Source organism: Wolbachia endosymbiont (group A) of Yponomeuta plumbellus, assembly GCF_947251575.1.
Classification (GTDB): Bacteria; Pseudomonadota; Alphaproteobacteria; order Rickettsiales; family Anaplasmataceae; genus Wolbachia; species Wolbachia pipientis.
Map to the genome: position 1 here is coordinate 372,699 of NZ_OX366353.1, position 24,762 is coordinate 397,460.

Here is a 24,762-nt window from a genome sequence, read left to right on the forward strand (position 1 = left end):
CTGAACGGGTACCTTAAACCTACAAATTTGAGCTTACCTATATCAATTTTTTGTACAAGATGAGTTAGTAACAACTTTATGTATAAAATTGAAGAAGAATAAAAATACAATAACGAGCATTAAATTAAATATTCCCACCTTTAAAAAACCCTCTTTATATATTTCTAAAGATTCTAAATAATTTATTTTACCATTTACTGAAGGAACTGACATAAATTTTGATATTGCAACTCCGGCTAGGTTAGAAAACGCTAATGACAGCATTACTATACCCATCACTACTCCTCTAAGGTTTTTGGGGGCTAGTGTAGTTGCTTGTTCTTGGACTAATGGAGCAATACATAATTCTCCCAGTCCCATAAAGGAGATAGCAATTATTAAATATAAGTATTCTACTTTACCTTCAATGTTAGAGTTTAAACATCCTATGTACAGTGTGAAAAAACACATAGCCATTGTCAGAAGGCCAAGGGTAAACATGGAAGTTGCATATTTTTGCTTAAACTTCATGTATGTTCCAAAAAGAAAGCCAAATATTATAATTGACAAAGGATTTATGGCTTGAGAAACTGAAGCTGGGATTGTTATACCTAATACATTGTTAATAACGTTTCTTTCGGTGAATAAGTTAACCAAAGAGCCAAGCTGCATTTCTAAAGCAAAAAAACACAAGAAAAATACCACAAGAATAGATAATGCCACTAATTTTCGTCTTTGTTCTGCTGATAATTTAGATATTATATAAATAAATATGCCCAGAGCTGTTATTCCAATAAATATGAGCATATTAGTAAAAAATTCACTATGTATAAGCATTTTAGCAATTATTGATGATGACAAAAAGCTTCCTATCAATACTATACCAAAAATTTTAATCCCTAATATGCGCTTATTCATAAGCTCTGGATAAGGAGAAAGGCCGCTATCTCCTAAAAGATTCTGAAATTTGAGAAAAAAGATTAGCCCTATAGACATCCCAATACCAGCTAAACCAAAGCCGTAGTGCCAGCCAAACAAGTGGGCTACATAACCACATGAAATAGAAGCCAATATTGCTCCAATATTCACACCTACGTAAAATAAAGTAAAGCCTCTGCTACGTTCAGGATCGTCTTTGCCATAGCATGAACTAAGTAAGTTAGTTACGTTCCCTTTAAACATACCAGTACCTATGGCTATTAGAGATAAACCTAAATATAATAAACCTGGTTCAAACTTAACCAATGACATGCAAGCATGACCTGCTATCATCACTATCCCTCCAAGCAACACCATGTTGCGGAATCCCATCAACTTATCAGCTAAAAAACCTCCAAGTATTGGTATAGCATAACCTGTTGCAGCAAATAATGAGTAAATAGTAAAGGCCCTCTCATCAGTGAAACCTAAGTGAGAAGTCAAAAATAGGACCAAAAGTGCCCTCATTCCATAGTAAGAGAAACGTTCCCACATTTCAACAAAGCACAACATTTTTAAAAATTGTGGAAACTTATCTGTCTTCTGATCCATAAAATACCCCTAAAGCTTGGGTTAATGTTAAGTAAAACAATAAAAACTGCAAGTAAAACTTAAAAAAAGGTATTGGAAGCTCGGCAGAATAGTTTGTTGGGGTGTGAGCTACGGAAATATTTTTGAATTTGTAATTTTTCAGAAAGCCCTATATTCTTTAGTTTTACATAGCGAACATGAAGTCAAAGCATTATCCTGATACAGTAAGTAGTCCTGATTTTTCATCGTTAGAAAAGGAAATCATAAAATTTTGGCAGGAAAACAAAGTTTTTGAGCGGTCAGTTGAAGAACGTTCCAAGGATAATTGTTTTGTCTTTTACGATGGGCCTCCGTTTGCAAATGGACTTCCGCATTATGGACATTTACTCACTGGTTTCATCAAAGACGCATTTGCAAGATATCAAACTATGCTTCAAAAAAGGGTTGAACGTAGATTTGGCTGGGATTGCCATGGATTACCGGCTGAGATGGGAGCAGAAAAGGAACTTGGAATATCTGGCAGAACTGAGGTAGAGAAGTTTGGTATTGATAAATTTAACGATCATTGCCGTACTTCTGTGATGAAATTTTCATCAGAGTGGGAGAAGTATGTAAATAGGCAAGCAAGGTGGGTAGACTTTCACAATGACTATAAGACTATGGATAAATTATTCATGGAGTCGGTCATGTGGGCATTCAAGCAGCTTTATGATAAGGGTCTGGTGTATGAATCAATGCGCGTTGTACCATATAGCTGGGCATGCGAAACTCCATTATCTAATTTCGAAACAAGGCTTGATAACGCGTATAGAGAAAAAGTTAGCAAAGCTGTAACTGTTGCATTTGAGCTTTTAGAAAACCCACAGCAATTTAAAAGTGTTAAACGAAAGTGTAAATTACTTGCTTGGACTACAACTCCTTGGACGTTGCCGAGCAACTTGGCTTTGGCGATAGGGAAAGATATTGAGTATTGTGCAGTTTCAGTTCACTCCTTGATGTCATTCCAGCGCGTGACGCTGGAATCTATTTCTGGATCCCAGTGTCGAAGCACTGGGATGACAGAAGTTAATGAAAGGAGTTCAGTGAACAGTGAAATTTATATTTTTGCTGAAAGCTACCTAGAGAAATTTATCAGCCACTCTGAACAAAACAATATTCCATATGAAAACTGCAATATAAAACTTAAAGCGAATGATCTTGCAGGTCTTCCTTATAAACCACTATTTGATTACTTTAAAGATACGAAAAATGCATTCCGCGTTTTCATCGCTGATTATGTGACAGAAGAAGATGGTACTGGCGTTGTGCATACTGCTCCTGGATTTGGTGAGGAAGATTTTTACCTTTGCCAAAGCCATGATATTCCAGTTATTTGTCCAATTGATAACAGTGGAAAATTTACTGCTGAAGTTTCAGATTTGGCAGGGGTTCATGTTTTTGATACCAATGATACAGTAATAAAAAAATTAAAAGAGCAAGGGAATTGGTTTAAAACTGAGCAATATATTCACAATTATCCACACTGCTGGAGAACTGACACTCCTTTGATCTATCGCACTATGCCTTCTTGGTATGTTGCAGTTACAAAATTCAAAAGCAGAATGGTAGAGCTAAATAAGAGAGTTAATTGGATACCAAACCACATTAGAGATGGTCAATTTGGAAAATGGCTTGAAGGGGCACACGACTGGTCAATTTCACGCAATCGATTCTGGGGTACGCCAATCCCTGTATGGAAATCAGATGATGCGAGATATCCAAGAGTAGATGTATATGGTTCAATAGAAGAACTGGAGAGAGATTTTAATGTTAAAATAGACGACTTGCACAGACCATTTATCGATACTTTAACAAGACCAAATCCTGATGATCCAACAGGAAAATCAGTTATGCGCCGTGTACCTGACGTGTTTGACTGCTGGTTTGAATCTGGCTCGATGCCATTTGCGCAAATCCACTATCCGTTTGAAAATAAGGAGTGGTTTGAATCTGCGGATTTTATCACTGAATACATAGCGCAAACCAGGGGGTGGTTTTATACGCTCTTTGTATTGTCCACTGCTTTGTTTGATAGGGAACCATTTAAGAACTGCATATGCCACGGTGTTGTTTTGGATGTAAAAGGGCAAAAATTGTCCAAACGTTTGAATAACTATGCAGATCCAATGGAGGTTTTTGATAGATACGGTTCTGATGCACTGCGTTTTCTTATGCTTTCTGGATCTATTGTTTGTGGTGGTAATTTGCTACTCGATAAAGAAGGAAACTCAATACGAGATGTTCTGAAAAACGTAATAAAACCTATTTGGAATAGCTATCACTTTTTTACCATGTATGCAAATGCAGATGGGATTAAAGCTGAAGTTTGTAAGGATTATCAAAGCACTATTGATCGTTACATGATTTCCAAGTGTTTTGAAGCTGTAGAAGGTATCCAAGCTTCTATGAACAACTATAACTCCCAAGAGGCTTGCAAAATTTTAATGAACTTTTTTGAAGTGCTAAATAATTGGTATATTCGTCGCAGTCGCGAGCGTTTTTGGAAAAGTGATTTGGATCAGGATAAAACTGATGCTTATAATGTTCTATATACGGTTTTTTATTACATACTAAGAGCTGCAGCTCCTTTGTTGCCACTTATAACAGAGAATATATGGCAAGGGCTTAAGTATGAAGAAACATCTGTTCATTTGGCTAATTTTCCACAATTAGAGAAGTTTGATAGTCAGCTCATTGCCAAGATGGATTTGGTGAGAGAGATATGCAACTCTGCACTCTCTATTAGAAACACTTTTAACATACGTATCAGACAGCCACTTGGCAGTATGATCATTTATCATCAGTCTTCCTGTAGTTTTCTTGAAGGTGAGCCGTTTTCTGTCATCCCAGAGTTCTCTCCTGTCATCCGAGTAGCTGACACTGGGATCCAGAAAGAAAAAAGTGCTGGAATGACACCAAGCATGAATGAATATCAAGAGATGATAAAAGATGAGGTAAATGTAAAAAAACTGGAGTTAGTAAACAGACTTGAAGATATTGCATCACTAGAGTTAAAGCTAAGTTTTCCGCTGCTTGGAAAGAGAATACCAGATAAAATTAAGAAACTAGTTCAATATGTCAAAGAGGGAAAATGGAAGCAAGTTGAAAATGAGCAAGTTTTTTTAGGTAATGAGTCAGAAAATTACATCATAGAAAAAGGCGAATATGAACTATTGTTAAAAGCAAATAGTGGATATTCTGCTGTGTTTGATAACAACAAAGGAGTTGTCATTCTAAATACTGAACTAAATGATGAATTAATTCTAGAAGGGTTAGCGAGAGATGTCGTGAGGCTCATTCAAGAAACCAGAAAACAAGCTGATTTTCATATATCAGATAGAATCAGAGTAATAATCAAAACAGAAGAAGAGAAAATTAAGGAAGCAATAAATACGTGGTTTGAATATATAAAAGAGCAGACCCTTGCCTTATCTTTGGACATTAATACAGAAATTGGAACTAACTTCTATTCTAAGGAATATCAGGATTTAAGTGTTGGTATTAGGTTAAATTATTAGTAGTTGAAAGTTGTCATTGTTTATGCTATACTTAGGTTACTTGAGGTAAGGTTATAATATGAATAAGGCTGTTGCAGATGATTATGAAAAAGTTGTTGATTTGAATAACAATAGTGATGATTTAGGTAAAGTAGAATCTGTTGCTACTTTGGAGGAGGAAGAAGAATTTTTTGATGCTGTGGAAGAACAAGAGCCGTTAGCTAATTTTAACGTTCCACTCAGTATATTTCATTATAAAGATTATAACTCTGATTTTTTTACTTCTTGGTATAATATATCAAGTAGAATATTTAAAGAGGTAAATCGAGCTTGCCCGGAGAAGAAAGTATTAAATTTAGCTCTATCAGTTTTAATGTTTCCTTATATAGTTTTCACTGCGTTAGGATTAGCCGTATATAATAAATTAAAAACAAATGATAAGACACAAATCAGTTCAGAGGAGAATAAAACAAAAAAAAGTGAAGTAAGTGAAAGTACAGCAAAAAGATTGGCATATGGTGTTCTTGCTGCAATAGTGATTCTTGTTAATATCGCTGTGCTTGCAGCATTACTTATTCCTGCAACACTCGCTTTGGCTACTTTTTATCTTTTAAATAAAAAATTATCTCATTTTTTGATTGCTGCTATTAAAATAAGTAATGGGTTATGTCAAAATGAACACCAAAATATTGAGGTGTCTTTTCATGAGATAGAGGCTATTGAAGCAGACATTAAGTGGAATATGGAAGTTAAGTTTCCACCGCAATTTAAACAACTAGTTAGAGATTTATACGAAGATAAAGATGGTAGTTGGTTTAATGTTGCACGTGATTCAGAACATAATACCATACTGAAATTATCAGCTAATATCCACTTAAAAAATGGTCTTAAGCCTTTACGTAATGAGATCAAGAATGTGCTTGCAACTTCTATTCAAGAATTTGCGAAGACTATGGAAGAACTGATAAAACTAGAAAAGAAAGAGATTACATATGATAAATTGAAGGAATTGTTGGACGAATTCAGGTTAAAAGTGGTAAGTAGCATAGATTTTAAGTTGACAACTCACTTAATATACAACGCCTATCAAGTTGCCTTTATACAAGCAATTAAGTTTCAGCGAGATAGACGGGGAGAAGATTTTTCGCTGGAAGATGAGATAAAAAATTCTTTAGTGAGACAGGAATTAGAGAGCCAAGGTAAGGAATTACCAAGTAGAAAAGAGATTATAATAGAAGATTTGAAAAACGCAGGAATGGAAGTAGAAGACTCAAAAGATGATGAATTTTCTGTACATGAGGCGGAATGGAAAAAGCTTATAAAGGAAGGCGAAATAGTTAAAAGGACAGTAATTGATATTTATAAAAATAAGCATCTCCAAGCAACAGAGAAAGCCTTAGGTAATGCGAAAGAAGAAATTGAACGTTTAAGAGGAATAGGTCAAACAAGGTGTAACAATATATATAAGAAATTAAAAGAAATACATGAAAACAGTAGCTTAACAAATGACACCTTAAAAAGGGGGTTAGAAGACCTTTTTAAATTCGAATATCATGATCAAGAGATTGAGCGCAGGCTGATAAAATCAGTAATGAAAAAAGTTCAAGGTAAGTTAAGTCAATCAGATATACCGGATAAGGAGAAGCAAAGCCTAAGGAAGCAGCTTGAAGATTTAGAAAAAAAAGTAAAGGTTCCATCGGATAAGGAAGCTTCAGCTAAAATAAATGACTTTATAGAAAAGATGTATTTAGAAATAAAAAAATATAAAGTGCAAAGGTTACTTCGAGAACAAAAAAAGGGTGTTTTACGTTTATGCAAGAAATTAAGAAAATATGGTGAATCAGGTCTAGCAGAAATAATTGAAGCTTTTCGCGTGCAAGATGAAGGACATTTAGAAAAATCTACATTAGAACAAACACTCAAAGATCAAAATAAGCGTTTACAAGCTGAACAAAATAACAGGGAAAAAGGGCATCCGGGTACAAGATCAATAGAAGTGCTCTTAAAAAGGAATGAAGAAATTCTGAAAGCATTAAAACAGTTAGAATTAGGCAAAAAAGAATTATTGATAAATGAAGAAACAAAAAATGATTATAAAGAAGAACTAACGTCTCGTGAAAAAATAAAATTTGCAGTAATAGAAGATGATTTACTGAAGGTATTCAAGCTTGAAACTTTTGATGAAAAAGAAATCAAGAAGTTATTAGAAAGAGCAGAACTGGAGTACTGTTTAGCAGAAAAACGCATCAAATATCCTGTAATTAAAACAAAAGATAATATCAAACATTTTAGTCAAAATTTATTGTCTCCTTTGATAGACAATTTGACAAAAAATATAATAAATAATATACCAGGAAATAGTGAAGGTTGTATACAGAAAGTTAAGAACTGGAGTAAAGTTATGTTTGGTGCAATAAAGATTGGAGCATCAAATGCTTATAAAGAGACTACAGAGAGAAAAGCGTTAAATGTGGCACATAATACTTATAAAGAAGGAGAGACATTTCTTCAATGTTTTCAGTCAAATTATGAAGGTATTGGAGCCTTTTTAGGTAATTTATTTTCTGATGATAGGGTAACATTTAAAAATGATGTGTGGCCTAAAATAGAAGAGCATTTGCATGGAATGTGGGATAGATTTTTCAAGGATATTGAATTCAATATTGGAAATAAATTGGATGAAGTAAGTGTGACACAGCAACGGCAGGAAACTATGATTGTGACTCAACGATAAGTTCTCAAAGTTCCTCCGGTATTTTCACATACTAAATTAACTATAGCACTTGATTCTTTTTGGATCTCTTTTTCAGTTAAAGTGTGGATTGGAGAGCAAAAAGTAACTGACAACGCTATAGACATCTTATTCGGTTCTATATTATTTCCATGGTATACATCGAATATCAAAACTTCTGTGATGAGCTCTGAGCTTTTTTTTATCACATTGATTATGTTACCTACTTCCACATCCTTATTTACTATAAATGCAAAATCACGTTTTACACTTTGGTATTTATAATCGATAAATTTCTTTCTACTTACAGGTAAATTTTCAATATTTTCTAGTATTACCTCAAAACCTACAACTTTTTGCTTGATATCAAAAAGATCTAATATATTAGGATGCAACTCTCCAAAATAACCTGCTACTTTATTCTTAAAAGAGAGAGTGCCTGACTTTCCTGGGTGGTAATGTTCTTTTTCTGCTTTCTCTATCGTTAAATTATCACAATTAACGTTAAAAAACTCCAAAGCTGCTATGCAATCAGCCTTTGCGTCAAAAACATCTACTTTCCTATCAGTATTATAATGGTTTCGCGGTAAATTATTTCCTGACCTAATTCCACTTAAAACATACTTAGACTGAGCTTCACCATCGTAAATCGGCCCGATTTCGAAGATTGCAAGATCAGATATTCCATGGGCAATATTATCAGCAGTAACTTGCAATAAATTTGGCATAATACTTGGTCTCATTATATTAAAGCTATTGTTAAACGGATTATCGATGATAAATAACTTATTCGAGTAACCAAATTTTTCAGCTGTTGATTCACTCATAAACGACCAGGTTAGCACTTCATGAAACCCTCTGTTTGTCATCAAAATACGCAAATTGTCGTATGTACTATCTACTTCTTCAACATTATTTGGTAGTGGTTCTTCTTTTATTTTGTCATAGCCGTATATCCTTGTTACTTCTTCGATTAGGTCAGCCGGTATTGTCACGTCCGGTCTCCAGCTTGGTACTTGTACATTCCAATTGCCTTCGGTTTTTTTATCAATACTAAACCCTAGTTTCGTTAAGATATCAAGCACCTCATCAGGCGATACAGACACACTTCCAAACTTGTTCACATCCTGATAATCAAAGCTCACCTTGGTGTCAGCACTATCTAAACTGCCAGCAGACACTACGCTTGAGGTTTCTCCACCACATAAGTCCAGAATCATTTTAGCTGCAAGGTTGAGTCCATCAAAAGTAAATCCAGGATCAACTGAACGTGCAAATCTGTAACTAGCGTCTGTGGAGATGCCGAGCTGCCTTGAAGATTTAGTAATAGAGATGGGATCGAACCAAGCAGACTCTAAAAAGATATCAGTAGTTTCAAGAGTACATTCACTGCACTTACCACCTATAATTCCAGCAATTCCATGAATATTTTTATCACCTGCAATAACGCTTATGTCTTTGTTTAATAAGTATTCTTTACCGTTCAAACCAGCAAATTTTTCTCCGTCGTTTGCTTTGCGTACTGTGAGCTCTCCTTCTATTTTTTTTGCATCATACGCGTGCATTGGGCGGCTGAAAGATATCATAATATAGTTCGTGATATCAACTATTGCAGAAATGGAGCGCATTCCTATCGATTCCAGCCTATCTTTTAGCCATTTTGGGCTTTCTTGATTTTTTACATTGGCGATGTATATTCCACTAATAAAACTTTCCCCGTCAGTAACTTCAACATCGATTGGTGAATTTATGGAGCTGGTAAGTTGTGGAATGCTTAAAGTCTTTAATGTCCCAATTCCAGTTGCAGCAAGGTCGCGAGCTATTCCATAAATGCCTAAGCAATCTCCACGATTTGGAGTAACATTTATATCAATTACAGGGTCACAATTGAAAAATTTATCCCCTACTTTATAATCATCGGAAAGCTCGATTATTCCTTCACTTTTCTCTTGAACCAGCGCAAGTTCAGAAGCAGAGCAGAGCATCCCTTCACTTAGCATTCCTCGTATTTTTGTGGACTTAATTGTGAGATCACTTTCTGGCAACGTGCTACCAAGAGATGCAAGTACAGTTTTCATACCTTCTCTAACATTGTTTGCTCCACAGACTATTTGTAGAATTTTACTTCCATCATTTACTTTACATAATTTTAATTTATCAGCATTTGGATGAGGTACGACTTCTAATACCTCTGCAACGATAAACCCAGTCAATCTGGAATTATCGATCACATCTTCTACTTCTAACCCTATGTGAGTTAATTTATCGGTAATTTCTTCTAAACTAGCATTGGTTTCTAAATACTCCAGTAACCAAGATAACGTGAATTTCATCGATCTAACAAGAAATAAAAAAGTTATTGTAATATAAAATGTAGTGCTTTTAAAGCTTGTTGTAGTGGAATACTTCTACATCATAAACAATGATGTAGAAGCTTTTGTAACTTTATATCTTCTTGCGAAGAGAAAGAATTTTTTCTATGTCACCTTTTAAATCTATCTCCGGAAAGAATTTAAGACTTCCATAATCCCAGGCATCCTCATCAATGTTACCATCAAAAACGAAGTGTTTTATTGCATTATGGCTTTCATCTAGTACGTTGAGTCCTATGTAATAATCGCGAGTATCTTCGTCAAGGAAACAATCTACAAATTCGATGTATCCGTTACCAAATTCCTGCTCCAAATTCCTGCTCCAAATTTAAAAGATGATTAATGTTAATAAAATCTATTTCGTTCATTATATACCTCACTAAAAATTAAATTATAATCAAAATAAGATATTAAGTCAAGATATTGAATAATTTAACAAGATTAGTAAATTTTAAAATACAGAGCTGACTGTAATTAACATTCTAATTACATATTTTGTTAATATGTTAATGTTATAATAATACAGAGCCTTATCTTAATTCTTGACTTTGTCCTATAAAATTCATACTTTATTTACTGTTTATAATTCAGATTAAAATGGCACTAAATCCACTGGAACAGTTTAAGGTATATACAATAATAGAGTTACCTAGGTTATTTGGGTATGACGTAAGCTTTACCAATTCATCTTTTTTCACGATGATTTCGGTGATATTGATGATACTCTTTTTGCTTTTTGGAATAAAGAAGGGGTCAGTAATACCAGGATATTTGCAAGCTGCAGTTGAGTATGTATATGATTTTGTTATTTCAATAATAGAAAATAACACTGGAAGCAAAGGCTTGCAGCACATTCCATTGATATTCACAGTATTTATTTTCATTTTATCGTGTAATTTAGTTGGTGTTCTTCCTTATAGTTTCACGGTCACAAGTCATGTGATAGTCACCTTCGCTTTATCGATGGTGGTTTTTATTTATATAACGATTGTTGGATTTAAAGAAAGGGGAGTAGAATTTTTACGCATATTGCTACCAAAAGGAACTCCTTCGTGGCTTGCACCTATAATAATTATTATTAAGTTGTTTGCTTATTTAGTAAGACCGATTAGCCTATCAATAAGGCTTGCAGCAAATATGATTGCTGGTCATACAATCATCAAAGTGATAGCAGGGTTTATTGTAAATATGAACATATTTTTCACTCCTGCGCCGTTTTTGTTCATAATTGCATTGATAGGATTTGAAGTATTTGTTGCAATTTTACAAGCTTATATATTTACTATATTAACATGTGTATATTTGTCAGATGCAGTAAAGTAATTGACTTCCTTGTAGAATATTTTACAATTATATTATAAAGAAATAATTAAAGGTAATATATGGATTTAGTAGCTTTAAAATTTATAGCAATTGGTTTAGCTGTGTTTGGAATGCTCGGCGCTGGTTTAGGTATAGCTAATATCTTCTCTGCTATGTTAAATGGGATTGCGAGGAACCCTGAATCAGAAGGTAAAATGAAAAGTTACGTTTATATTGGTGCTGCCATGGTTGAAATCATGGGATTGCTTGCGTTTGTACTTGCAATGTTATTAATATTTGCTGCTTAACAGATGCCACAGCTTGATGTTTCAACCTTCTTTTCTCAAGTTTTTTGGTTTTTAATTTTTTTCTCTTCACTTTTTTTCGTAGTAAGTTGTTTATTTTTGCCAAAGTTAGATGAAATAATAAGCACTAGAAGTAAAGAAGTATTGGATTCTTTTAATAGTTCTGTTCATCTTTTAAGACTCACGGAAGATCAGGTTGCCAAGTATAACGCAGCTTTAACCCAAGCTAGAATACAGGCAAAAAAAATCATAGATGATGCACTTGCTCAGGCAGAAGAAATGAGAGCTAATGTAAAGAATATATTAGAAGAGGAAGACAAAAAAAAGAGCAAGCTTATTGAAGAAAAAGTGGCAGAATTTAAATCTGAATATACTGATCAGTTAAAACAAATGGCTACTAGTATTGCTTTAATTTATTATACTAAATTGACCAATTCTGAAATTGAAGAGGAGTTTGTTGCTGATTTGGTGTCCAAAGAATTTTAGGGGTTTTTATGTCTACATCACTGATTATCGGTCTTGCCTTTTTGGTAATTTTTGTCCTTTCGTATAAATTGCTGAAGAAAGTGATAAAAAATGCGCTTAACAATAAGCGTAACAAAAGCAAATTTTCAAGTGAAGAAACTGAAAAATTCAGGAAAGATATGTTGGAGTATTACAAAAAATCTTCTGAAAAATACAAAAAATTAGATGCAGAAGTTAATGAAATGATGAATGAAGCACTTGATAAAGCTAATAGTATCATTAAGCACAATAGACAGCAGCTAGATCAGACATTAGATGACAATGCCCATTCTAACTTGAAGAAAGTCACTGACCAAGTTGAAAAAGCTCTTGGAGATTTACAGGCTAACACAGCGAGTATAGCTGCTGATGCTGTAAAAAAAATAATGCATGAACGTAAAGATGATAAGCGTAGTAGCGAGGTCATATCTTCATTTTCACGTGACTTAAATAAAAAATTGCATTAGGTTTAATGCCTATACTTCAAGCTGATAATGTAGAAAAAATTAAGTTTGATTCTAGTTTATGCAAAGAGCAAGAGAAACTTTTTTACTATAAATTTAATATAATTCCTTGGCAAAAATTAAATGATACTACTTTTTTTATGGTTGAAGACACAAGTCTAGATATCACCCGTTGGGTCGAAACTCATTACGGTATTGACTATGTATTAATAAAAGTGGATAGCGAACAGATTTTAAATCTTCTTAACTCGCACTTTGGTATTTCAGAATTTGCAAGCAACTACTTATATTACAAGAATCCTAATTTTTCAGCCAAAAGCATTAAACTAAGCTCAATATTTTTTGCTTCTTTCTTTATTGTAACTTCAATTTTAACACTCACAGAGAAATGTACATATTTTGCTTTGATGTTGATATTTATAATCGGATGTTCTAGTTATTTATTCAAGTTTATAGCTACAGTTTTTAGCTTATGTGAAATCTCTAATCAAAAAGTGGATTATAGTAAGTTGAATGAACCTATATATACTATTTTACTGCCTGTATTTGAAGAAAGTGCAGTAATAGGGCAATTAATTGAAAGCGTTAAAAGTTTGGATTATCCAAAGTCGAAATTAGATGTAAAGCTTCTGGTAGAAAGTGATGACCAGGAAACGCTAGCAGCTATAGAAAAGTACACTTTACCACAGTATTTTGAAGTAATAAAAGTGCCTCATTCTTTGCCTAGAACAAAAGCCAAGTCATGCAATTATGCTATGAGCTTTGCTAGAGGAAAGTATGCAGTAATATATGATGCGGACGATAAACCAGACCCATTGCAGTTAAAAAAAGCACTGATTGAATTTAATAAGGGCGACGATAAGCTTGCCTGTGTACAGGCGAAATTAAATTACTATAATTGTGATTATAATTTTCTCACAAAATCCTTTTCTCTGGAGTATATGAACTGGTTTCAATACTTATTGCCTGGATTCCAAAAAATGAACATGCCGATGCCTTTGGGTGGTAGCAGTAATCATTTTTCAGTAAAAATTCTAAAAAAAGTGTTTTTCTGGGATGCTTATAGTGTTACCGAAGATGCTGACCTCGGTTTGAGACTTGCGCAAATGGGATATAAAACCAGGATGATTGACTCAGAAACATTGGAAGAGTCACCAATTGCTGTATTTGCTTGGATTAAGCAAAGAGCGCGCTGGATCAAAGGCTATATGCAAACTTATATTGTTCATTTAAAAAATATAAAGTCACTTTATAAACACACTGGATTTAAGGGAATTTTGCTATTGAATCTTTTTGTTGGCTCTGCAGCTTTTATATTTTTTACTACTCCATTTTTACTGCTTTCATTGATATTAACTAAAGTTTTAAATGAATTATTTTTGTACTACTTTGTAGTGGTATACGTTACTAACCTGATTCTTTTGGTAATAGCTGTCAAACAGCAAAAGATGCCTTTTTATTTTTATATAGTATCGATATTTTTTCCGGTCTATAGTCTGCTACATAGTGTTGCAGCTTTTCTTGCCTTGTGGGAGTTTATTCTTTACCCTGAGCGATGGAACAAAACTAAACATGGTTTATGGAAGCAAAACCTGTAGCCATTTGGCTTTTTCTCTGCTGTATTATGGTAATTCTTATGGTAGGAATTGGTGGATTTACCAGACTTACAAGAGCGGGATTGTCAATCACGGAGTGGAAACCTATTACTGGAACATTACCACCACTGAGTAAACAAGACTGGCTACAAGAAAAATTAAAATACGAAGCTACACCTGAATATAAAGCACTTAACTATGGTATTAGTATGGAGGAGTTTCGCGCTATATACTTAATAGAATATGTACACAGATTGGTGGCAAGACTAACAGGTTTAGTTTTTGTCCTGCCATTTATATATTTTACATTAAGAAGAAAAATATCTAAAAAGGTAGTAATAAAGCTATTTGTGGCATTATTATTTGGAGCTTTACAAGCTTTTGCTGGTTGGTATATGGTTAAAAGTGGTTTAGTAACTGAACCTCATGTTAGCCACTATAGGCTTGCACTTCACTTATTATTAGCATTAATTATCTTTGCATTATTGTCATATCAATTTTTTGATTATCAGATAAGGCCACAACAAACAAAACTTAAGGTTAGTGGTAACACTATATACTACGCAAGGATGATTTTGGTCCTAATTGTAATACAAATAATTTTCGGCGCATTTGTTGCGGGATTAAATGCTGGTTTGATTTACAATACCTTTCCACTAATGGACGGACAAGTCGTTCCAGAAGATTTATTTTTCTTACAGCCTATATGGCTGAATATCTTTGAGAACAGAGCGACAGTGCAATTTATACATCGAGCACTGGCATTGCTAATACTAACTTTGGTAGTAATACTCACAGTAAAAAATGCTAGCGTAAAACCGGTATATATTATGCTGCTCTCCATCATCATTCAGATAATTTTAGGAGTGGTTACTCTTTTGTTACACATACCAATAGCCATTGCCATAGCTCATCAAGTGTTTTCATTTATCTTGTTTGGGTCAAGTTTGTACTTCTTGTGTTATTTAAGAAAGCAGACTACATCACCAATCTGCACATTTTTTCCTTCTTGAACGGGAATATTTTTTATCACCATTGCTGCTTCAGCACATATGATATTTTCCATTTTCATTGCCTCCACCACAAATAAAGGTTGTCCTATTTCCACCTGATCTCCTACATTTACGTGCAACTTAACTAATAAGCCAGATATTGGGGATTTTACAGCATCTGCTGAAATCCCTTCTGTTTCATTATTTAGCATTAACCTACTTAATTCAGCTACATGAGGCTTAAATATACAACACTCAGCTTTCATGCCTGCATGTCTTATGAAGTACTTGCTGCCTTGTCTTTCTATTTTAAGTGCTATATTGGTATCGTCATTAATTGTGATATATAGCAATCTATAACTTGATTTCCACTTGCCTATAACGGAGTATTTATTGTGATTATATACCGTTATTAATATATTATCTTGGTATTTTGCATTTACGGAGTACTCATTGTCATTTATATTCACTATGAATAAATCTCTTGCACGGTCACCTGCCATCCGAGTAGCTGATACTGGTGCCCCTTCTTTTTTACTAGATTCCAGTGTCAAGCACTGGAATGACACCTGAGATGTTTCATTCACTGCTTTATGATGGTACCTTTCTTCATTTTCCAAATGAACATATAACGCAGTGAAAATAAATATTTTAATATACTCCTCTGTAACAAAATCGCCGTGAAACCCACTAGGGTAATGATCTGGAATGAATCTCGTATGGAGCTTTGCTGCGATAAAATTTGGGTGATGGAAGATGGATTCTAGAAATTCTATATTATTTGTTACTCCTTCTATATAGCATTCAGACAATGCTTTTTGCATTCTGCTGATCGCTTCTACTCTATCTTTTCCATATGTTATCACTTTGGCAATCATCGAATCATAGAACATGCTAATTTCTGAACCTGCAGCAACTCCATCATCTATTCTTACATAATCATTTTCACCCGGTTTATCGTAATATTTTATTCTTCCGCTGGAAGGGAAAAATTTCTTCGATGGGTCTTCAGCGCAAATTCTACTTTCTATTGCAGAACCAGTAAGTTTAATATCATCCTGATTGAATCTCAATTTCTCTCCACAGGAAGTTCTAATCATTTCTTCTACTATGTCTATTCCAGTTATAAATTCTGTTACTGGATGCTCAACTTGCAATCTCGTATTTACCTCAAGAAAATAGAAGTTTTGGTCTTTATCTACAACAAACTCAACAGTGCCTGCTGAAAAATAGCCAACTTGCTTTGCCAGAGAAACACATTGAACATACATTTTTTGTCTTACTTCTTCACTAATGAATGGACTTGGCGTTTCTTCTATTATTTTCTGATTATTCCTTTGTATCGAGCATTCTCTTTCTCCAAGACAAACTATATTGCCATATTTATCTGCTATGATTTGTATTTCAATATGTCTTGGCAACTCTATATATTTCTCTATAAAGATACTGCCATCCTTAAAACTTTTCTCTGCTTCATTTGTGGCTGATGTAAATGCTAGTTCAATTTCTTTTTTGGAGTTTACAATTCGCATTCCTTTGCCACCACCGCCTGATGCAGCTTTAAGCATAACCGGAAAGCCAATTTCTTCAGCAACTTGAGCTGCGTGGGCAGCGTCGCTAATCTTACCCATATATCCTGGCACTACATTCACCCCAGCTTTTTTTGCCGCTTCTTTTGCTGTTATTTTGTTGGCTGTAACTTCTATTGTTTCTGCACTGGGGCCGATGAAGTCTATATTGTGTTTTTGCAAAGCACGTGGAAAATCTGGATTTTCTGCTAAAAAACCATAGCCAGGATGAACTGCCTGCGCACCTGTTTCAACTGCTACTTCACATATTTTTTCAATGTTTAAATAACTGAGGCAAGATGGCGAAGGGCCGATATATCTTGACTCATCTGCTTGTCTTACATGCACAGAATTTACATCTGCATCCGAGTATATGCACACACAAGATATACCCATCTTATGGGCAGTTCTGATAATCCTGCAGGCAATCTCTCCTCTATTTGCTATTAAAATCTTACTGTACTTCTTTTCTATCATCGTATGAGTATACTTTCTGAAGTTAAGAAAGTAAATTTCTATATCATTGCCTGCAAGTAATTTCTAGCTTCATCAAACACCCAAACTTTCTCCTGCAAGTTGTACATTAGCATTTTCCACTAAAGTGCTTTCGTTATGCAAGGCATGTATCTCGCTACATGCTTTAACTGACAGGTATGTGACTCCGCCAGAAGCTATTGCAACCATCGAGCTTAGTGCAAAAGATTGAGAAACTAAAAATAAAAAGTATAAAGACAAACATAAAGCAGCGATACATGCTATCGCTGCTATTATATATAAGCACAGGTGAAACTTCTGGTTACATATAAAGCTGTCTTTTATGCCTGCGATTTGCTTAATTTCTTTCTGTTGTGCAGCATTTAAGTAATAAAGAGGAGTTTCCCCTCTTCTTATTAAAAGCATAGTCTTTACTGCAGAGCGCATCTTTAATATATTTTTATTACATTTGAGTTCCTCTTTCAATCTGCTTACTTCTTTCCGATCTCCAGCTTCTTCTGCTTTCGTAATTTTGTTATCAGCTTCCGTCTCTAAGTCATTCACAATCTCTTGTACTGCAGGCAGCAAAATTCCACTTCTTGCTGCTTCATGAAATGGATTATCTCCATATTCATTATGCGCAGTTACAGAAGCAATGTTCTTCTTACAAATGTCTACAAATTTACCTTTGTTTTGTATTCTTGCAGCTAAATGCAGGAGATTATCTGCCTGTACTCTTTGTTTTGTTTTATCAAAAGGGCCGGTGTAACGCCAATTGATATTAGCTTCATTATCTGAAAGCAATTTTGCTATATCTACAAGTCCATCCATAACTCACCTCGCTATATTCAACCAGTACTAAATTATACAACACAATTTATGAAAAACAAGTAAATTTTATCTCTCAGAACAAATAAATTCTAAATTGTTACAAACATAAATTTTAGCTATCATCATTTATATTACTGTAATAGACAAATATGCCAGACGTAGTCACTAGATTTGCTCCATCACCAACAGGATTTTTGCACATTGGAGGAGCTCGTACTGCTTTATTCAATTGGCTCTATGCAAAGCATCATGGTGGCAGGTTTTTGCTGAGAATTGAAGACACCGACAGAAAACGTTCAACGAAAGAAGCAATTGATGTAATTATAGAAGGGCTAAGATGGCTCGGTGTGAGCTATGATGGGGAAATAGTATATCAGTCAAAAAGAATAGAGCGGCATAAAGAAGTAGCAAACCTTTTAGTTGAGAAGGGTAGGGCGTATCACTGTTATTGCCCTGAGGATGAAGTTGCAGAAAAGAAAATAAAAGCAAGAGAAGAGAGCAAGATATACAAGCATAAATGTACTACAAAACCTCCTTCTTGTCATCCAAGTAGCCGACACTGGAAAAATATGTGGTCACGCGCTGGAATGACATCGGGTGTGAGGTCAGTTGTCCGCTTTAAAGTGCCAGATTCGCAAGAGATCGTTATTGATGATAAAATATACGGCCAAATCAAAGTAAATAGCAACCAGCTTGATGATATAGTGATCTTACGCTCTGACAACACTCCAACATATATTTTTGCTGTCGTAATTGACGATCATGATGCTGGAATAACTGATATAATACGCGGTTCTGACCATCTCACTAATACCTTTAAACATCTGCTAATATACCAGGCTCTTGATTTTGACATTCCACGCTTTGCACATGTGCCGCTTATCCATGGGGAAGATGGGAATAAGCTATCCAAAAGGCATGGTGCCACAAGCGTTTGCGATTATGAAAAGATGGGAATATTGCCAAAAGCGATGCGTAATTACTTGCTGAGACTTGGCTGGAGTCACGGCAACGATGAGATTATTAGCGATGAGCAAGCAATAGAGTGGTTTAATTTAGAAAGTATTGGTCGTTCACCTGCACGGCTCGATTTCAAAAAACTGGAGCATTTGAATAACCACTATATTAGTAATATGAGCAATGAAGATATTCTGACTCTAATGCTTAGAGAAAATACTCTAACTGACAAAAAAAAGGGCTATTTACTGCAGGGACTGACAGAGCTAAAAAAAAGAGCAAACTACCTGACCGAATTATTGGATTTAGCAAAATTTTATATTCAAGATCCGCCACTTGATTTAAGTGAAGAGGCTGAGCAAATTGTCAAATCTAACCTCAATATAATTAAGTTACTCGCGTCATTTCTGTCAAAGATCGGTGATGAAAATTGGAATAAGGGTTTTTTATCTTCTCAGATCAAGGAATGTGCAAAATTGCACGATATGAAAATAAGCGATGTATACCACTCATTACGCGCCCCTATAACTGGAGTAATGGATGCACCTGGAATCATTGATATCATGGTGATTCTTGGTAAAGATGAGTGTATAAGAAGGTTACAAGCAATTTAAATGAAATAAGAAAATTACTTGACACCCTTCGCCAGCCCCCTTATCATAACAGTGAAGCTATTGTATTTGCTTTCGCCAATCTGCAGATTAAAAGGTAAGGATTACTTAATGTATCGGCGTCTTATGTTCAATTTTTTGCAGTATATAGATACTGTATGTCTTTACAAAACTTCATCTACATCTAGATTTTTATCTAAATAAGCTGAACGCGCTTATAAAGCGTTACAAGACATCAAAAAATGCCAATACTCGACAGAGATAGTAAAAGACTAGCTAACTCGGGGATTCTTTGTCTTTTTTTCTGCTTAGTAAATTTCTTAAACATTTGCAGCGTAAGTTAGTTGCAATTAAAAGCGGCTGAATCTCGCTTGTCAAGCGTTTAAAACATAAAAAACGCCAATATTTTAAAGCAGATAATAACCCCAGGGCTTCTTTTGCCTTTTTTTTCATTTAGTAAATTTCTTAATATTTATGGCTAAACGACAACCGTCATCCCGCTACTTGTTAGCGGGATCTAGAGATACCGCGGCGGTATGACGGTTCGCAGTGGCATGACGATAAGCTCGTCATCCCGCTGCTTGTTAGCGGGATCTATGTTAAGGTATGACGGTTAAGTAAGGGATCTATGTTAAGGGATACCGCGGTGGTATAGCTATAGAAAACTTGTATAGATTTTTTCTACTTCTGTGATATCATAAGCCTGTAATGATAAAATAAGTAAATATGGATAAGTCAGCGTATGAGATCATAGAACATGAGTATGACGTGGTAGTAGTAGGTGCAGGTGGAGCAGGGCTCAGAGCAACGCTTGGGATGGCTGCAACTAATTTTTCAGTTGCCTGCATTTCTAAAATTTTCCCTACACGAAGTCATACAGTTGCAGCACAAGGCGGAATTAGTGCAGCTTTAGGTAATATCGGTGAAGACGATTGGCGCTGGCATGCATATGACACAATAAAAGGTTCAGACTGGCTTGGTGATCAAGATGCAATAGAATATATGTGTAAAAACGCTGCTAAAGCTGTTATTGAACTTGAAAATTTTGGCGTACCTTTTTCTCGTACAGAAGATGGCAAAATATACCAGCGTTCCTTTGGTGGAATGACAACTTACTTTGGTAAAGGAAAATCAGCGCAGCGCACTTGTGCGGCAGCAGATAAGACTGGGCACGCAATCCTTCACACTCTATATCAGCAGTGTCTTAAATTCAACGCTGAATTTTTTGTTGAATACTTTGTGATTGATTTAATTATGGATAGCGAAACATGCTGCGGAGTTCTTGCTTGGTCGCTATGCGACGGCACATTACATAGATTTCGTGCGCATAGAGTGGTGTTAGCAACAGGTGGATATGGACGTGTTTATTTCTCTGCAACAAGTGCGCATACCTGCACAGGTGATGGTAATGGCATGGTAGTAAGGGCTGGATTACCACTTGAAGATATGGAATTTGTACAATTTCATCCAACAGGAATATATGGCTCAGGGTGCCTGATGACAGAAGGATGCCGTGGTGAAGGGGGGTACCTCGTTAATTCTCAGGGCGAAAAGTTTATGGAACGTTACGCACCAAAAGCAAAAGATTTAGCTTCTCGTGATGTGGTAAGTCGCGCAATAACAATTGAAATTAGAGAGGGAAGGGGAGTTGGACCGAAAAAAGATTACATGTATTTAACTATAGCACATCTTGATCCGGAAGTAATAAAACTCAGATTGCCGGGCATTAGCGAAACCGCAAGAACTTTTGCTGGAGTTGATGTCACTAAAGATCCAATACCGGTCATTCCGACTGTTCACTATAACATGGGTGGCATTCCAACTAATTATTATGGAGAAGTGATCACGCTGAAGCAAGGTAAGGAAGAAGTGGTAGATGGACTATTTGCAATTGGAGAAGCTGCGTGTGTCTCTGTGCACGGTGCAAATCGACTTGGTTCTAACTCGCTTCTTGATCTTGTGGTTTTTGGCAGAGCTGCAGCGCTCAGAGCAAGAGAGAAACTAAAATCCGGTACACCACATAAAAAATTGCATTCAGACTGCACAGACTGGATAGTAGATAGATTTAATAAAATGCGATTTGCCTCCGGTGGGCTAAAAGTAGCAAAAATACGCAGCGAAATGCAGAACACTATGCAAAAGTACGCATCAGTGTTCCGTGTTGCTGAAGTTTTAGAAGAAGGCAAAAAAGCTATAAAAAAGGTAGCAAAAATGATGCCTGATATTTCACTTGAGGATCGCAGTATGATGTGGAATAGTGATTTAGTTGAAGCACTGGAGCTTGCTAACATGATCCCACAAGCGGTTATTACCATGGAATGCGCAGCTAATCGCGAGGAAAGCAGAGGTGCCCATGCTCGTGAAGACTTTCCTGAACGTGATGACAAAAACTGGATGAAGCACACTATAGCGTGGCTTGAAGAAAAGAAAGGGCAAATTAACGTAAAAATTGATTATAAAAAAGTGGCTGAAAAAACTCTGAGCGGTGAGATTGATTTCATAGCGCCAGAGAAGAGGGTTTACTAGTTACACTATCCCTACACAATTTTTCAACGAGTTTATTGATATGGCACTCATTTTAGTGTCTGGAGGACTCTCAGTATGCTCTGATTGATTTGATGATTTTTGCACCTCTTGCTCTTCTAAATCGTTGGACTTATTTTCTATATCTTTAACAGAGTTATTGCATTGTGTATCATTTTTTGGTGCGTTATCTTGAAGTGTAAGTTGCTTTTCTTCAGTAAACTTTCCTTTAATTTTTCCAAATCCTTCATAAATATTTTCTAAATTCAAGTAAATAAGATAACAAACTCCAATAACTGCTATAATAGATGAGGCAGTTGCAATTGTAATAATTCCTTGAGAAGCACTGAATATTGCTGCACAGGCTAAAGCAGCAAATACAAGCGTTGTCACTGCTTTACAAGCAACATTATTGATGTACTTCACAATATCGCGTGCTTTTAACTTCCTGCCAAAGTTGCACTTCAGTTCAGTTCTCATATCATCTGGAATAAGCGCTCTACCCATTGATTTCTCTATTCCTTTTATAGTTTTATAATACTCTTTGCTCCATAATCTTTCGGGTAGTATTAACTGCTTTGGGTCAACACCATTTTGCAATAATTTTACACAGAACTTGATCGTGTTATCACGGCTCTTAGGATTGACCAAATTATGTTTATCTTTTGTCGTCTTAGTAATTAGCGCTACTTGTAGTGGTGTGCGTTCTTTTTCGTTAGCGGCGTTTGCAGCTTTACTAAATTTCTCTTTTTCCACCGAATTTAAAATCAACTCTAAACATGTAACTTTTTGTTCTCCTTTGAATGAAGCAATATAGTGCAGAGCATTTTTTCCATCTTTATCTTGCACAGTAATATCTGCACCATTTTGTAGAAATAACTCTAAGGTTTTATACCTGCCAGTATCCTTAAATTCTTTTTTTACTACATTTTTTACTACATTTTTTATTTTATTTTTCAATGAAGGCTCTTTACTCTTTTCTTGTATGCGCTGGAGTATCTGATGGAGCGGTGTTTGCCCTTCTTTTTTATCATTTACAGCTTTTATAAATTGTTCTTTTTGGCCTGTTTCTAGCAATATATTGAGAAGTTTAAGTTTTTGTTTTGTTTCAGGTTTAACAATCAAGTGTAAAGCATTGTTACCATCTGTGTCTTTAAGGCTAATATCCGCACCTTTTTCCAATAGTTCTTTAAAAAGTTTTTTATCACTATTTTTAATTACTGGATGTAATAGATAATTATCATTACTATCTGGAGTATTTATGGTATGTGGTATAATTTCTTTAATTTTTGCTTCTGTATTGATTCTTATTTCTGGCTTTAATTTAGATTTCTTTCCTTGCTCTGCTAATTTTTCTAAGAAATTACGGTAGTATGTCTTTTGCTCCTCTTTTAAGTTTTGTAATTCTTCTGTAGATAATTCTAAATTATCAGAGCTGGCTCCATGCTCTAACAATTTTGTAAGAAACTTAAGTGTGTTATCGTTACTTCGAATTGTATTAGACTCATGTTTTTCTTTTGTTACCTTGTTAATTAGTGCTACCTGAAAAGGGGTCTGATTTTCACTATTAATGAGTTGTGCTAGATCTTTCTTGGTGACCGTTTTTATTAGGGTACCCAGAAACTTGCATTTCTGTTTCTTTTCCAACGACGCAATGAGGTGTAAAATATTTTTCCCTTCTTCAGCTTTTATGCTGCTAATATCCGTACAATCTTTTAGATATTTTTTTAATTTCCTGTTATTTCCATTTTTGATCGCTTTTAGTAATTGAACATTATTATGCGTTGTTCCGTTGCTTTTCTCTACTTCTTGATCTTCATTTGCTGTATTAGGGTTACTGATTGAATGTTTCTCATAATCATCACCAGCATCGCTACTGTAGTCACTTTCAATTCCACTGTCCCTACGATCATTTTGGTTACAATATTTGCTATTATAAGTAATTTCTGAAATTGCTTGCTTTACTCGCTCTTTTGTTTCATTTGATATTTTTTTCGATCGTTCTATTGCTTTATCTAGCACTGGAAGGAAGCATTGGACATAATACCTATAATATTTTTCTTGTTCTCTAAGTGATTCTTCTAATTTAGTTAATACTTCAGGACTAGCATCTTTCTCAAATAACCTTTTACACTTCTTGAGGGTTCCATCTTGACCTCTTGGTTTTTCACGCTTGTGTTCTTCTTTTTTTACCTTTCTCTTTATAATGCCATACAATTGCTCGTCTTTTCTATCCTGCTCTTGCTTTTTATTTTTATCTATGCATTCACCTAATTTATCTGCATTAGTAGTTAGTGCAGTTATATCTATACCCATACTAAAACCTCAATATTAAAAGCTATTTAAGTTGTCAGCACTAAACTAACAACCAAGAAGTTTGACTTTTAAATTGAGCTAAACGTTGTATATGTATAGGTGGAAAGGCAGAAAACTAGTTTCTATTAGAAAATCTGTTATCATAGTCAAATCCTCACTTGAACAGTTGCTACTATTTTAACCATTTAATCTT

The 24,762-nt window shown here is 35.0% G+C and carries 16 protein-coding genes; 10 read left to right on the forward strand and 6 right to left on the reverse strand.

Translation table 11 applies throughout. The features are described 5' to 3' along the window. Positions 1-42: 42 nt before the first annotated feature. Positions 43-1,509: a peptide MFS transporter gene (locus OPR39_RS01880; protein WP_007548626.1), complete on the reverse strand. Its 1,467-nt coding sequence runs from the start codon at positions 1,507-1,509 to the stop codon at positions 43-45. Between the two features lie 176 nt (positions 1,510-1,685). Between OPR39_RS01880 and ileS the strand changes: the two genes are divergently transcribed. Next, a complete protein-coding gene (gene ileS / locus OPR39_RS01885) occupies positions 1,686-5,045 on the forward strand; it encodes an isoleucine--tRNA ligase (protein WP_265038935.1) in 3,360 nt (1,119 codons plus the stop codon). Between the two features lie 58 nt (positions 5,046-5,103). Further along, positions 5,104-7,758 (forward strand): hypothetical protein, encoded by a 2,655-nt coding sequence (locus OPR39_RS01890; RefSeq protein WP_265038938.1) that lies wholly within the window; start codon positions 5,104-5,106, stop codon positions 7,756-7,758. Here OPR39_RS01890 and pheT read toward each other — a convergent pair. Both pheT and OPR39_RS01900 read right to left on the reverse strand, forming a co-directional pair. Then, positions 7,749-10,088 (reverse strand): phenylalanine--tRNA ligase subunit beta, encoded by a 2,340-nt coding sequence (pheT, locus tag OPR39_RS01895; protein ID WP_141457159.1) that lies wholly within the window; start codon positions 10,086-10,088, stop codon positions 7,749-7,751. The genes OPR39_RS01890 and pheT overlap by 10 nt on opposite strands. Positions 10,089-10,200: 112 nt before the next feature. Beyond that, entirely contained in the window at positions 10,201-10,440 is a 240-nt protein-coding gene (locus OPR39_RS01900) for a hypothetical protein (RefSeq protein ID WP_265038939.1), read from the reverse strand. A 284-nt stretch (positions 10,441-10,724) separates the two neighbouring features. Between OPR39_RS01900 and OPR39_RS01905 the strand changes: the two genes are divergently transcribed. The 6 genes from OPR39_RS01905 to OPR39_RS01930 are packed head-to-tail and all read left to right on the forward strand — an operon-like array spanning position 10,725 to position 15,310. After that, complete coding sequence (locus OPR39_RS01905; RefSeq protein ID WP_015589037.1) at positions 10,725-11,450, forward strand: F0F1 ATP synthase subunit A; 726 nt, start codon at positions 10,725-10,727, stop codon at positions 11,448-11,450. Between the two features lie 59 nt (positions 11,451-11,509). Then, positions 11,510-11,737: a F0F1 ATP synthase subunit C gene (locus OPR39_RS01910; RefSeq protein ID WP_006014985.1), complete on the forward strand. Its 228-nt coding sequence runs from the start codon at positions 11,510-11,512 to the stop codon at positions 11,735-11,737. Positions 11,738-11,740: 3 nt separating this feature from the next. Then, entirely contained in the window at positions 11,741-12,220 is a 480-nt protein-coding gene (locus OPR39_RS01915; RefSeq protein ID WP_265038940.1) for a F0F1 ATP synthase subunit B family protein, read from the forward strand. An 8-nt stretch (positions 12,221-12,228) separates the two neighbouring features. After that, positions 12,229-12,705 (forward strand): F0F1 ATP synthase subunit B family protein, encoded by a 477-nt coding sequence (locus OPR39_RS01920; protein WP_141457161.1) that lies wholly within the window; start codon positions 12,229-12,231, stop codon positions 12,703-12,705. A gap of 5 nt (positions 12,706-12,710) precedes the next feature. Next, the gene (locus OPR39_RS01925) at positions 12,711-14,300 is read left to right on the forward strand and encodes a glycosyltransferase family 2 protein (RefSeq protein WP_141457162.1); all 1,590 of its coding nucleotides are present in this window, start codon (positions 12,711-12,713) and stop codon (positions 14,298-14,300) included. Continuing rightward, positions 14,282-15,310: a COX15/CtaA family protein gene (locus OPR39_RS01930; protein WP_174516784.1), complete on the forward strand. Its 1,029-nt coding sequence runs from the start codon at positions 14,282-14,284 to the stop codon at positions 15,308-15,310. The genes OPR39_RS01925 and OPR39_RS01930 overlap by 19 nt, the downstream gene beginning before the upstream one ends. On the opposite strand, the gene OPR39_RS01935 is transcribed toward OPR39_RS01930, so the two are convergent. Continuing rightward, positions 15,259-17,334, reverse strand: a complete 2,076-nt coding sequence (locus OPR39_RS01935; RefSeq protein WP_265038943.1) for an acetyl-CoA carboxylase biotin carboxylase subunit — start codon at positions 17,332-17,334, stop codon at positions 15,259-15,261. The genes OPR39_RS01930 and OPR39_RS01935 overlap by 52 nt on opposite strands. A 72-nt stretch (positions 17,335-17,406) precedes the next feature. Beyond that, positions 17,407-18,162: an ankyrin repeat domain-containing protein gene (locus tag OPR39_RS01940; protein ID WP_265038945.1), complete on the reverse strand. Its 756-nt coding sequence runs from the start codon at positions 18,160-18,162 to the stop codon at positions 17,407-17,409. Between the two features lie 149 nt (positions 18,163-18,311). Between OPR39_RS01940 and gltX the strand changes: the two genes are divergently transcribed. Together gltX and sdhA are read left to right on the forward strand one after the other, a co-directional pair. After that, positions 18,312-19,733 carry a glutamate--tRNA ligase gene (gltX, locus tag OPR39_RS01945; protein ID WP_141457167.1) on the forward strand — a complete coding sequence of 474 codons (1,422 nt, stop codon included), beginning with the start codon at positions 18,312-18,314 and terminating at the stop codon, positions 19,731-19,733. 723 nt (positions 19,734-20,456) lie between these two features. Further along, positions 20,457-22,256: a succinate dehydrogenase flavoprotein subunit gene (gene sdhA / locus OPR39_RS01950; RefSeq protein WP_265038946.1), complete on the forward strand. Its 1,800-nt coding sequence runs from the start codon at positions 20,457-20,459 to the stop codon at positions 22,254-22,256. Here sdhA and OPR39_RS01955 read toward each other — a convergent pair whose 3' ends face one another. Beyond that, complete coding sequence (locus OPR39_RS01955; protein ID WP_265038948.1) at positions 22,257-24,569, reverse strand: ankyrin repeat domain-containing protein; 2,313 nt, start codon at positions 24,567-24,569, stop codon at positions 22,257-22,259. It lies immediately after the preceding gene. Positions 24,570-24,762 lie beyond the last annotated feature (193 nt).

What these genes read in the sequence shown, in the direction of transcription:
- OPR39_RS01880 (WP_007548626.1), bottom strand. Translation starts at nt 1,509, where the DNA reads ATGGATCAGAAGACAGATAAGTTTCCACAATTTTTAAAAATGTTGTGC.
- ileS (WP_265038935.1), top strand. Translation starts at nt 1,686, where the DNA reads ATGAAGTCAAAGCATTATCCTGATACAGTAAGTAGTCCTGATTTTTCA.
- OPR39_RS01890 (WP_265038938.1), top strand. Translation starts at nt 5,104, where the DNA reads ATGAATAAGGCTGTTGCAGATGATTATGAAAAAGTTGTTGATTTGAAT.
- pheT (WP_141457159.1), bottom strand. Translation starts at nt 10,088, where the DNA reads ATGAAATTCACGTTATCTTGGTTACTGGAGTATTTAGAAACCAATGCT.
- OPR39_RS01905 (WP_015589037.1), top strand. Translation starts at nt 10,725, where the DNA reads ATGGCACTAAATCCACTGGAACAGTTTAAGGTATATACAATAATAGAG.
- OPR39_RS01910 (WP_006014985.1), top strand. Translation starts at nt 11,510, where the DNA reads ATGGATTTAGTAGCTTTAAAATTTATAGCAATTGGTTTAGCTGTGTTT.
- OPR39_RS01915 (WP_265038940.1), top strand. Translation starts at nt 11,741, where the DNA reads ATGCCACAGCTTGATGTTTCAACCTTCTTTTCTCAAGTTTTTTGGTTT.
- OPR39_RS01920 (WP_141457161.1), top strand. Translation starts at nt 12,229, where the DNA reads ATGTCTACATCACTGATTATCGGTCTTGCCTTTTTGGTAATTTTTGTC.
- OPR39_RS01925 (WP_141457162.1), top strand. Translation starts at nt 12,711, where the DNA reads ATGCCTATACTTCAAGCTGATAATGTAGAAAAAATTAAGTTTGATTCT.
- OPR39_RS01930 (WP_174516784.1), top strand. Translation starts at nt 14,282, where the DNA reads ATGGAAGCAAAACCTGTAGCCATTTGGCTTTTTCTCTGCTGTATTATG.
- OPR39_RS01935 (WP_265038943.1), bottom strand. Translation starts at nt 17,334, where the DNA reads ATGATAGAAAAGAAGTACAGTAAGATTTTAATAGCAAATAGAGGAGAG.
- OPR39_RS01940 (WP_265038945.1), bottom strand. Translation starts at nt 18,162, where the DNA reads ATGGATGGACTTGTAGATATAGCAAAATTGCTTTCAGATAATGAAGCT.
- gltX (WP_141457167.1), top strand. Translation starts at nt 18,312, where the DNA reads ATGCCAGACGTAGTCACTAGATTTGCTCCATCACCAACAGGATTTTTG.
- sdhA (WP_265038946.1), top strand. Translation starts at nt 20,457, where the DNA reads ATGGATAAGTCAGCGTATGAGATCATAGAACATGAGTATGACGTGGTA.
- OPR39_RS01955 (WP_265038948.1), bottom strand. Translation starts at nt 24,569, where the DNA reads ATGGGTATAGATATAACTGCACTAACTACTAATGCAGATAAATTAGGT.